At 64.3% G+C, this 11407-nt stretch carries 8 protein-coding genes and 1 pseudogene; 5 read left to right on the top strand and 4 right to left on the bottom strand.

The annotated features are described in order from the left end of the window. Positions 1-137 precede the first annotated feature (137 nt). The gene (gene hldE, locus AB5Y54_RS06495) at positions 138-1565 is read right to left on the bottom strand and encodes a bifunctional D-glycero-beta-D-manno-heptose-7-phosphate kinase/D-glycero-beta-D-manno-heptose 1-phosphate adenylyltransferase HldE (protein WP_039039759.1); all 1428 of its coding nucleotides are present in this window, start codon (positions 1563-1565) and stop codon (positions 138-140) included. A 248-nt stretch (positions 1566-1813) separates the two neighbouring features. Between hldE and lpxL the strand changes: the two genes are divergently transcribed. Beyond that, positions 1814-2737: an LpxL/LpxP family Kdo(2)-lipid IV(A) lauroyl/palmitoleoyl acyltransferase gene (lpxL, locus tag AB5Y54_RS06500; RefSeq protein WP_270830144.1), complete on the top strand. Its 924-nt coding sequence runs from the start codon at positions 1814-1816 to the stop codon at positions 2735-2737. A 115-nt stretch (positions 2738-2852) separates the two neighbouring features. Here the strand turns inward: lpxL and AB5Y54_RS06505 are convergent, their stop codons facing one another. The 3 genes from AB5Y54_RS06505 to AB5Y54_RS06515 form a co-directional block, all read right to left on the bottom strand. After that, on the bottom strand, positions 2853-4832 hold the full coding sequence (locus tag AB5Y54_RS06505) for a bifunctional 2',3'-cyclic-nucleotide 2'-phosphodiesterase/3'-nucleotidase (protein ID WP_167825831.1): 1980 nt from the start codon (positions 4830-4832) through the stop codon (positions 2853-2855). A 127-nt stretch (positions 4833-4959) separates the two neighbouring features. Beyond that, positions 4960-5580, bottom strand: coding sequence for an L-lysine exporter (gene lysE / locus AB5Y54_RS06510; RefSeq protein ID WP_042015435.1), 621 nt, complete (start codon positions 5578-5580; stop codon positions 4960-4962). Positions 5581-5842: 262 nt separating this feature from the next. Then, positions 5843-6625: a LuxR family transcriptional regulator gene (locus AB5Y54_RS06515; RefSeq protein WP_010672766.1), complete on the bottom strand. Its 783-nt coding sequence runs from the start codon at positions 6623-6625 to the stop codon at positions 5843-5845. Between the two features lie 64 nt (positions 6626-6689). Here AB5Y54_RS06515 and AB5Y54_RS06520 point away from each other — a divergent pair, with 64 nt between their 5' ends. From AB5Y54_RS06520 to AB5Y54_RS06535, 4 genes and pseudogenes are all read left to right on the top strand, one after another. After that, positions 6690-7319 (top strand): acyl-homoserine-lactone synthase, encoded by a 630-nt coding sequence (locus tag AB5Y54_RS06520; RefSeq protein ID WP_368153392.1) that lies wholly within the window; start codon positions 6690-6692, stop codon positions 7317-7319. Between the two features lie 233 nt (positions 7320-7552). After that, entirely contained in the window at positions 7553-8452 is a 900-nt protein-coding gene (locus AB5Y54_RS06525; protein ID WP_010672764.1) for a LysR family transcriptional regulator ArgP, read from the top strand. 86 nt (positions 8453-8538) lie between these two features. Continuing rightward, the gene (locus AB5Y54_RS06530; protein WP_143237011.1) at positions 8539-10560 is read left to right on the top strand and encodes an exoribonuclease II; all 2022 of its coding nucleotides are present in this window, start codon (positions 8539-8541) and stop codon (positions 10558-10560) included. 149 nt (positions 10561-10709) lie between these two features. Next, positions 10710-11407: pseudogene (locus AB5Y54_RS06535) on the top strand (ISL3-like element ISAeme19 family transposase); the annotation flags it as partial.

The following is an 11407-nucleotide window of genomic DNA, read 5'->3' on the forward strand; positions in this document are numbered from 1 at the left end:
GAGAAAAGGCGACCCAGGGTCGCCTTTTCTCATGGTGTGCGCCGCTGGAAGTGCGTTGGTCGGGGCCTGCCAGGCAGCGGCCATGTCACCGACCCGGCAGCCCCATCAAAAAACCCGGCCTTGGCCGGGTTTTACGCTTATCCGCGCTCGCGGATGGTCTTGATGATGTCGGTGGTGGAGCAGCCGTCCTCGAAGTTCAGCACCCGCACCTCGCCGCCATTGGCGGTCACCTCGGCGTAACCGGCGATCTCTTCGGGCTTGTAGTCGCCCCCCTTGACCAGGAGGTCTGGCAGGATCTCGGCGATCAGACGCTGGGGAGTGTCTTCGCTGAAGGGGACCACCCAGTCCACGGCACCCAGGGCCGCCAGCACAGTCATACGGCGCTCGGTCGGGTTGACCGGGCGACCCGGCCCCTTGAGGCGACGCACGGACTCGTCGGTGTTCACCGCCACGATCAGGCGGTCCCCCAGCTTGCCCGCATTGGCCAGATAGGAGACATGACCCGCGTGCAGAATGTCGAAGCAGCCGTTGGTCATCACCACCTTCTCGCCGCGCAGACGGGCGGCCTGGACGGCCACCTTGAGCTGGGCCTCGGACATGACGCCAAAGCCGGTCTCCTGCTCGGTGTAGAGGGCGTTGGCCAGCTCCACCGGGCTCACGGTGGAGGTCCCCAACTTGCCGACCACGATGCCGGCGGCGGTGTTGGCCAGGGCGCAGGCCTCATCCAGACTCTTGCCTGCGGCAAGGGAAGTCGCCAGGGTGGAGATGACGGTGTCACCGGCGCCGGTGACGTCATAGACCTCGTGGGCCTGGGCCGGCAGGTGCAGCTCGGGCTGCCCTTCGCGGATCAGGGTCATGCCGTTCTCGGAACGGGTGACCAGCAGAGCGTCCAGCTCGAAGCGCTTGACCAGCTCCAGCCCCCTGGCGACCAGGTCTTCTTCCCCCTTCACCTTGCCCACCACGGCCTCGAACTCGGACATGTTGGGGGTCAGCAGGGTGGCACCGCGGTACTTCTCGAAATCGGTCCCCTTGGGGTCGACCAGCACGGGGATACCGGCGGCGCGGGCACGCCGGATCATGCCGGGCACATCGTTGAGGGCGCCCTTGCCGTAGTCGGAGAGGATCATCACGTCCGCCTGGGGCAGCGCCTGCTCCACCTTGCCCATCAGCAGGCTGGCATCCACGTCGTGGAAGGCCTCTTCGAAGTCGAGGCGCAGCAATTGCTGGTTGCGGGACAGCACCCGCAGCTTGGTGATGGTCGGATAGTCGGTCAGGCGCACGAAATCACAAGCCACCTTGACCCCGGCCATCTGGCTGGCGAGGGCATCGGCGGCTTCATCCTGACCGGTCAGGCCCAGCAGCACGGCCTGGGCGCCGAGGGCGGCGGAGTTGAGCGCCACGTTGGCGGCGCCACCCGGACGCTCCTCGATGTGCTCGACCTTGACCACGGGGACCGGCGCCTCGGGGGAGATCCGGCCGGTAGGGCCATGCCAGTAGCGATCCAACATGACATCGCCAACGACCAGGATGCGGGCTTTTTCAAACTCGGGCAGGGTGATTTTCATCTGTATCGGCTCTCAAAACCTGAAAAATTCAGCGGCCGATTTTATCACACTCTTTTCCGGGGCGTGAAAAAAGCACGGCCCTGCCCCCTGATGCCCCCTCTGACCAGATGACGGCGATTCGCGCCCGCCCCCGCTTTTCGGATAGAATCCTCCACATGCGAGTGACCGCATCCGCGCCGGGCCACCCCACACAGGCCCCCCGGTTCGGTCGGACTCCCCCCTTTGCCTTTGCGAACAAGAGACTCTTCATGGCCCAAGAACACGCTCCCCGCCTCGAACCCCGTCTGTTCCATCCCCGTTACTGGGGGAGCTGGCTGGGCCTCTCCCTGCTCTGGCTGCTGGTGTTGCTGCCCTGGCGCAGCCAGATGTGGCTGGGCCGCCAGCTCGGCACCCTGGCCCGCAAGCTGCTGAAATCCCGCGTCAAGATTGCCCGACGCAACCTGGAGCTGGCGATGCCCGAGCTCAGCCGGGATGAGCGCGAAGCCCTCCTGGTGCAGAACTTCGAGAGCGTGGGTTGCGCCATCTTCGAGGTGGGCATGGCCTGGTTCTGGCCAGACTGGCGGATGCGCCGCCTGATGAAGGTGGAAGGGGAAGAGCACGTCATCAACGCCATGGAGAAGGGCCAGGGGATGCTGCTGCTCTCCTGCCACTTCCTGACGCTGGAGCTCAATGCCCGCTGCTTCGGCCTGGTGCGCCCCGGGGTCGGTGTCTATCGCCCCAACACCAATCCGGTGCTGGAGTTCGCCCAGTACCACGGTCGCTGCGCCTCCAACAAATACCTGGTGGACCGGATGGACGTGAAGGGGATGATCAAGGCGCTGCGCAACGGCGACGCCCTCTGGTATGCACCGGATCACGACTACGGCAGCCATGCCAGCGTCTTCGTGCCCTACTTCGCGGTGGAGCAGGCCGCCACCATCACGGGGACCGCCACCCTGGCCCGGGTGAAGAACACCGTCACCCTGCCCTGCTACAACATCCGCACCCGGGAGGGCTACACCCTGCATATCGGGGCCCCGCTCGCGGACTACCCAAGCGGTGACGACATGGCGGATGCCAGCCGCGCCAACCGCGAGATTGAAGCCGCCGTGCGCAAGGCGCCGGAGCAGTACATGTGGCTGCACCGCCGCTTCAAGACCCGCCCCAATCCGGACGATCCCGGCTACTACTGATGCCCTCCCGCCCCGTCGACCGGGCAAGTCCAGACGACAGGACAGGATGGCACCGCGCCCCATGAAAAAGCCCTCGCACTGCGAGGGCTTTTTTTGTTGGCTGCCAGCGTCTGCCTTACTGGCGGATCAGGCGGTAGATGGCGTAGCCGGGGTGCTTGGCGTCATCCATCGGCAGGGTGGACTGGTACGACAGATCCGCCCCCGCCAGGGCCTTGGCCTCGTCGGTCGGCGAGGAGTAGAGGCGCACGTCCACGTTGGCGGGCAGGGCCTTCATGTGCCAGTTGTTGTTGGCCGCCGGGCTGAAGCCGGCCGGGTTGTCCGCAGACTGGGCCTTCAGGTACTGGGCGATGATCTCCCGCGTCTCGAAGGGATCTTCATGGACGATGTTGCTGCCGTCGATGCCCGGGAAGTGGCCGCCGCCGCTGGCGCGGTAGTTGTTGGTCACCACGTAGAACTTCTGGGCCGGGTCCACGGGCTGGCCGTTGAAGGTGAGGCCGCTGATGCGCTGGCCGTCGCTCACCTTGACCCCGTCCTTGCTGTAGCGGGCCGGCTGGGTGATGTCCACCTCGTAGTTGACCCCGTCAATCACATCGAAGTTGTAGGTGGGGAAGCTCTCGTTCACCAGCCACTGCACCCCGGTCTTGCCGGTGTCGATCTGGTTGAACTGGCCGGCGCTCATCTCCAGCCACTCCTTGACGGTGGCCCCGTTCACCTCGACCACCTGCAGGGTGTTCGGATAGATGTAGAGGTCGGAGACGTTGCGCAGGGAGATGTCACCCTGGGCCACGTAGGTGAAGTCGTTGATGCCGTTGCGACCGCCACGGAAGGGGGCCGCCACCGACAGGATGGGGTAGGACTCCTTGAGCAGGCCGTCTTGTTGCAACTGCTCCGCGTGGCGGCGCTGGGCGTCGCTCACCAGCTGCACCGAGGGGTCGTCCTGCACCAGGGCGAAGAAGCTGTGGATGGGGGAGGTGATCTTGCCGAGCGGCTCGTCCAGCCACTGGTTGGTGGCGTCGTGATCCGCCTGCACCAGGTCCACCACCCGCTGATCCACCGCACTGCCCTCGCTGGCGTCTATCTTGCGCAGGCTGGCCTGGCTCTGCTTCACCTGCCACTTGCCGTCCACCTGCTCCAGCTTGAGGTCGATGATACCGAGGTGGTTGCCCCAGTAGCCGGGCATCACGGTGGGGATGCCGCTGAGGGTACCGGCCTGGTTGTCCACCTCCGGCAGATCCGGGAAGTCACCCGGGAAGTTCTTGTGGGCGTGGCCCAGCATCAGGGCATCCACCCCCTTCACCTTGGCCAGGTGCCAGGCGGAGTTCTCCATCATGGCCTCGTAGCTGCTGGCATTGATGCCGGTGTGAGCCACCACTACCACGATGTCGGCGCCCTTGGCGCGCAGCTCGGGCACATAGTGATTGGCGGTCTCGACCATGTCGGCCACCACCACCTTGCCCTCCAGATGACGCTTGTCCCACTGCAGCACCTGGGGCGGGGTCAGACCCAGGATGCCCACCTTGACGCGCTGGCGCTGGCCCTTGTCATCGGTCACCTCGCGCTCCAGCAGCAGATAGGGGGTGAACTTGTTGCCGCTCCAGTCAATTTGCCCCTTGGCATCGCGCTTGAAGGCCCCCGCCTCGAACACGTTGGCGTTCACATAGGGGAAGTCGGCTCCCGCCAGCACCTTGCCAAGGTAGTCCAGGCCGTAGTTGAACTCGTGGTTGCCCAGGTTGCCCGCGTCGTAGCCCAGCTCGTTCATCGCCTTGAACACCGGGTGCGCCTGCTTCTCGAGATAGCCGGCACCGGACTGTTCGAAGATGTAGTCCGCCAGCGGCGTGCCCTGAATGAGGTCGCCATTGTCGAGCAGCAGGTTGTTGGGGTTCTCGGCGCGGGCGGCGCGGATCAGCAGGGCGGTGCGGGAGAGGCCGAACTTGCGATCCTCCTTGTTCTGGTAGTAGTCGTACCCCAGCACGTTGGAGTGGATGTCGGAGGTCTGGATCAGGCGCAGGGAGACGGTCCCCGGCTGCGCCTTGCTGTCATTCTCGTTGCTGCAGGCAGACAGCAGCACGATGGCGGCAATAGCCCCCAGCTTCATGGTGTTATTCACTGTTTTTTCCCTTTTATTATGAGTAACGCTTTACCAGCGCCGGGAATTTAACAGACGAATATGTCAGCAGATGGCACCGGGACTCATTTTTATGAAGCCCGGCACAAAAATAGCCTCATGAGGCCGATATGGCACCCAATGCCAGCTTGGCCGCCAGCACCAGCATGATGAGACCTACAACCAGATCAATGGCTTGCTGCACCCGGCCCCGGGCAAGCCAGGGGGAGAGTGCCGCCGCCCCGAACGCCAGTCCGTAGAACCAGACCAGAGAAGCCAGCATGGCCCCCGCCGCGAAGGCGGGTCTGAGCTCCTCGGCAAACTGGCTGCCGAAGGAGCCAAGCAGCATCAGGGTATCCAGGTAGACGTGGGGATTGAGCAGGGTCACTCCGAGGGTCATGGCCAGCACGCTCTTCACCCCCATCAACCGGGGCGAGTCCGCCAGGGCCGCCTCCTGGCCGCGCCAGGCGCTGCGCAGGGAGCGCACCCCGAACCAGCCGAGGAAGAGCACGCCGCCCCAGGTCAGCAGGGCCAGGCCGATCGGGCTGGCCGCCAGCAGGTTGGCCCCGCCGAACACCCCGATGCCGATCAGCACGAGATCGCACAGGCAGCAGAGGGTCGCCGTCAGCAGGTGGTGATTGCGGTGAATGCCCCGGCTCAGCACGAAGGCATTCTGGGCCCCGATGGGGATGATCATGGCAAGGCCGAGGGTAAAGCCTTGCAGGGTGGTGGCGAACATGGGGATGTGTTCCTGTGAAAGAGAGAAACGCACTATAAGGGGGCGCGGGTAATCAGAGAAATTCATTCATTTTCTGATGCATTCATAAAACTGATGAAAACCGGGCCGAAACCACACAAAGAAGGTTGTCAATTGCAGGATCTGACAATTGTGGGGTCACAGCCCCGCCCCGAGAATCGGCGGCAGGATGGGACGGCGCAGGACAGCGGTGATGGCGACAGAGGGGATGCCAGGCGACGAGCCGGTGCCGCCGGGCCTGTATTCACTGCAGAAGGGAGGGGAAGTTGGTGACCACCACCTGCTCCAGGTTCGGCAGCAGGATGCCGCTGCTCACCCCCTTGGCGATGGCCTGGTAGCGGTTCATCGACCCCGTCTTGCGGGTGACCTGATTGAGGTGGTAGTTCACGGTGCGCTCCGTGATGCCGAGGATGCAGGCGATCTCCCCCGATGTCTTCCCTTCGCTGGCCCAGAACAGGCACTCGGTCTCCCGCTCCGTCAGGGGTTCCTGGGGATCGTCCTCCCTCATGCTCTGGCGCACGATCCGGATCGCCGCCTCGAAGATGTAGTTGGACATCCAGGAGAGGATGGGCGAGGACTCCAGCATCAGATCGCTCGACGCCCGCTCCCGGGTGATGAAAGAGAGTATGCCGTTTTCCCCCGCCGCCCCGTGCAGCGGGAACGAGATGCCGTTGCGCAACCCGAATTCCGCCGCCAGCCCCATCACATCCATGCTCCCCTCTTGCAGGAAGCGCGCCTTCTCGTCCAGCCGATTCCAGTAGATGGGCAGGGTCTGCCTGCGGGCGAGCTGGATGATGGGATCGCAGGCCAGCATGTTGTTCAGGGTGTAGGCCTGTACCCAGGAGTCGGGGCACTGGTTGAACAGCACCACCTTGGGCCTTTGCATCGACATGGGCAGGATGAGGGCGAAGCGGTAGTAGTCGTAACCCATTCCCAGGGTGAAGCGGCCGATGAGCTCGGACAGCCGGTTGCCATCGGTCACCAGCGTGAAATGTTCCAGGTACTCAAGCAGTTGGTCGCGTGTCATAGGCAAGCCTCCCCTGGCCAAGGCCTTGGATTATAGCGCCTAACCATGAAATGGAGAGACATGAATGCTTGTTTTCAAAGGAAAATTGAAAGAACACCCCAGATGGGAGGTCGAAAACGAGCTCTACCGATTTCGCAACCGCGTCTTCTCCGATCGACTCGGTTGGGACGTGGAATCCCGCCGTGGCCTGGAGCGGGACAACTTCGACAAGCCCGACACCCACTGGGTGCTGATTGAAGACAAGCAGGGGCTGTGCGGCTGCATCCACCTGCTCAGCTGCGCCCAGGATTACATGCTGCCCAGCATCTTCCCCACCGCCCTCGCTGGCGAAGCCCCCCCGCGCGGCAACGACGTGTGGGAGCTGACCCGCCTCGCCATCGACGCCGACCGGGCCCCTCGCCTGGAGAACGGTATCAGCGAACTCACCTGCGTCATCTTCCGCGAGGTGCTGGCCTTCGCTAGGGAGCAGGGGATCCGCGAGCTGGTGGCCGTGGTCAGCCTGCCGGTGGAGCGCATCTTCCGTCGCCTCGGCCTGCCCATCGAGCGCCTCGGCCATCGCCAGGCGGTGGATCTGGGGGCCGTGCGCGGGGTCGGTATCCGCTTCCACCTGGACGAGCGTTTCGACCGCGCCGTCCATCGCCCCCTGCAGGGCCATTACCGGCCGGCGGGGGATGCACTGCTCGCCGTCATCTGAGCAAAAAAAGTCCCGGGACCGGCCCGGGATTCAAGACGCTCGCTATGGTCCGTTTCCACCCCATGCAAAAACGGACCAGGTGAGTATCTTATGAATCTCACGTCAGGACTACTGTCACATCTCACAGGGGCGGCCCCGGAGACGGGCCCCCTCCATGGGGGCGGTCGGGTTGTCCTCTGGCGCTCCCTTGAGTAGCATTCTTGCTGAACTCCCTTTTTTCATAAGGAATGCTGATGAAGACGCTGGACTACAAGCTGCTGCTGGCCCTGGACGCGGTGATCCGGGAGCAAAACTTCGAGCGTGCCGCCCAGCGCCTGCACATCACCCAGTCCGCCATCTCCCAGCGCATCAAGCAGCTGGAGCAGCAGTTTGCGGAGCCGCTCATCATCCGCAGCCAGCCGCTGCAGGCCACGGGGCTCGGCCAGAAGCTGCTGGCCCACTATCGCCAGGTGCGCCAGCTGGAGCTGGAGCTGGCCGGCGAGCTCTCCCCCGACGAGCCCAGGGCCCCCATCCGGGTCAGCATCGCCGTCAATGCCGACAGCCTGGCCACCTGGTTCCTGCCCGCCCTGGCGCCACTGCTGGAGCAATACCCCATCGAGCTGAACCTGCTGGTGGATGACGAGAGCCGCACCCTGGACCGGGTGCGCGAGGGGCAGGCGTTCGGCGCCGTCAGCCTGCAACCCCAGCCGCTGGCGGGCTGCTGCGTCGACGAACTCGGCGAGATGCGCTATCTGCTCACCGCCAGCCCCGCCTTCGTCGCCCGCCACTTCCCGAACGGCCTCACGGCGGCGGCCCTGGCCAAGGCGCCGGCGGTGGCCTTCGATCAGCGCGACGACATGCACATCAGCTACATGGCCCGTCATTTCGCCCTCCCCCCCGGTGGCTACCCCTGCCACACGGTGCGATCCTCCGAGGCCTTCGTCGCCATGGCGGAGCAGGGGCTGGCCTGCTGCCTCATCCCGGAATTGCAGATCCGCCAGCAACTGGAAGAGGGGCGCCTGCTCGATCTCAACCCGGATCACCACCTGGTCGAGCAGCTCTACTGGCACCGCTGGGTGCTGGAGCGGGGGCTGCACAAGCAGATATCCCAGCGCCTGATCCAGCAGGGGCGACGGGCACTGCAACCCCGTTGAGGGGGCCATTCACCTTGGCTTTGGGGGGGTAAAAACGTATAGTGCTGGGCGATTAACCATCAGGTCTCCACTCAGGTTCCCCATTTATGTTCCAAGACAATCCGCTGCTGGCCCAGCTCAAGCAACAAATCCGCGAAAACATCCCCAAGAAAGAGGGTGTGATCCGCGCCTCCGATCGGGGCTTCGGCTTCCTGGAGGTCGATGAGAAGACCAGCTATTTCGTGCCGCCTCCCTACATGAAGAAGGTGATGCACGGTGACCGGGTGAGCGCCCTGATCCGCACTGAAAAAGAGAAAGAGGTGGCCGAGCCGGATGCCCTGCTGGAGCAGGCCGTCACCCGCTTCGTCGGCCGCGTGAAGATGTTCCGCGACCGCCTCAACGTGGTGCCCGACCACCCCCTCATCAAGGACGCCATCAAGGCCCGCGCCAAGAAGGGTCTGGACGAGAAATCCTTCAAGGAAGGGGACTGGGTGGTGGCGACCCTCAAGCGCCATGCCCTGGTGGACGGCAACTTCTCCGCCGAGATCACCCAGCTCATCGCCACCCAGGAAGATCACAACGTGCCCTGGTGGGTGGTACTGGCGCGCCACAACCTGGCCCAGATTGAACCGGCGGACCTGCCGGAGTGGAAGGTGATCGAAGAGGAAGAGCTGCCCCGCCGGGATCTGACCCAGGTTCCCTTCTTCACCATCGACGGTGCCAAGACCAAGGACATGGACGATGCCCTGGCCATCACCAAGCTGGAGAACGGCTGGGAGCTGCTGGTGGCCATCGCCGACCCGACCGCCTATGTGGCCGAGGGGAGCGAGCTGGACAAGGAGGCCGCCCAGCGCGCCTTCACCGTCTACATGCCGGGACGCAACGTACCCATGATCCCGCGCACCCTCTCCGACGAGCTCTGCTCCCTGAAAGAGGGCGAGGAGCGCAACACCCTGTGCGCCCGTCTGCTCATCGCCGAGGACGGCCTGCTGCTGGAGGAGACCGAGTTCTTCGCCGCCCGCATCAATTCCCATGCCCGTCTCAGCTATGACGACGTCTCCGACTGGGCCGAGCACGGCAAAGCGCTGGATATCGACGCCGGCGTCCTGGCCCAGCTGCCCCTGATGAAGGCGATGACGGAGGCCCGCATCAAGTGGCGCACCGAGCACGCCCTGGTGTTCCCGGACAGACCCGACTACGACTTCGAGCTGGGTGAAGACGGCGAAGTGCTGGCCATCCACGTGGAGCCGCGCCGCATCGCCAACCGCATGGTGGAAGAGTCGATGATCGCCGCCAACATCTGCGCCGGCCGCGTGCTGGGCAAAGAGGTCGGCTACGGCATCTTCAACGTCCACACCGGCTTTGACGAGGAGTCCCTGGACGGCGCCATCGAGCTGCTCAAGACCGCCGAGGCCCCGTTCGAGAAGGAAGATATCGCCAGCCTCTCCGGCTTCTGCGCCCTGCGCCGCTGGATAGACAACCTGGACACCCGCTGGCTGGACGGCAAGATCCGCCGCTTCCAGAGCTATGCCCTGATGTCCGCCGAACCGGGTGCCCACTACGGCCTGGGTCTGGATGCCTACGCCACCTGGACCTCCCCCATCCGCAAATACGGCGACATGGTCAACCATCGCCTGCTCAAGGCGGTCATCGCCGGCAAGACCCCGGGTGAGCGCCCCAGCCTGGAGCTGACCGAGCACCTGACCGCCTGCCGCCGCCTGCACCGCATGGTGGAGCGCGACATCGGCGACTGGCTCTATGTGCGCTACCTCAAGGCCGATGCGGGCACCGACAAGGTGTTCAACGCCGAGATCATCGACGTGATGCGCGCCGGCCTCAAGCTGCGCCTGCAGGAGAACGGCGCCGTGGTCTTCATGCCCGCCCGCCATATCCTGGACAACAAGGATCGGCTGGAGTGCAACTGGGACAACGGCCGCGTCTATCTGGACAAGACCGAGGTGGTCTACGAGCTCGGCCAGATCATCGAGGTGAAGCTGACCGAGGCGGTGGAAGAGACCCGCTCCCTCATCGCCAAGCCGGCGGTGGATCTGGTGCCGGGTCCGGCGCCGGTGGCCCCGACCAGCGAGGCCGATGCCGCGCCTGCCGACGAGGCCCCCAAAGCGCAGTGATCCTCCTGCTTGTCTGCTCTGCAAAAGCCCGCATCCTGCGGGCTTTTTTTAGGTTCTTCGCGGGATCCTGGGAAAGTGGAAGTTGACAGACAGGGTGCTGGTAAACTGGTTGTCGCCAAACACACCACCACCATCACCCTGCTGTCGCCGTGCATCATATTGATATTACCTCCTTCTGGCCAGGTTATACCGTCATCGCCCAAGCGCTTTCTGCCAACCATCACACCCTGTTTACCCTTGAGCCTCGCGCCGACTTCTTGCCCCGTTGTCGCCGATGCCTGCAACCCACGCCATTGATCCACGACCAACGTATCCGCCGGGTGCGTGAGCGAGACCTATTTGACCGACAAGTCTGGTTACAACTGCCTGTTCGCCGCGTCGACTGTCTGCGCTGTGGTCGCGTCAGTGAACATATCGACTGGCTCCCCTCTGGCTCCCGCCTCACCCGGCGCATGCAGTGCTGGATTGAAGCGCTCGTTCAGTACCTCCCCATCCGCCATGTCAGCCAGCTCACCGGGGTCGGTTGGCACACCATCAAGGAGATCGACAAGCGCCGTTTGCAGACTAGTGTGGGCACCATCGAACTTGGGGAGGTGCGGCGGCTGGTGATGGATGAGTTTGCCCTGCACAAGGGACACCGCTATGCCACCGTGATCATGGATGCCGAGCGAACCCGCGTCCTGTGGGTGGGGCACGGCAACAGTCGGGCCGCTATCCGTCCCTTCTTCGAGCAGCTCGGCGAGCGATGCCAGCAGATTGAGGCGGTGGCGATGGACATGAACACGGCGTTCGACCTGGAGGTGAAGCAACACTGCCCGCAGGCGGAGGTGGTCTACGACCTGTTCCA

Origin of the sequence: Aeromonas sp. s9, assembly GCF_040907765.1 — a bacterium.
GTDB lineage: Bacteria > Pseudomonadota > Gammaproteobacteria > Enterobacterales > Aeromonadaceae > Aeromonas > Aeromonas caviae.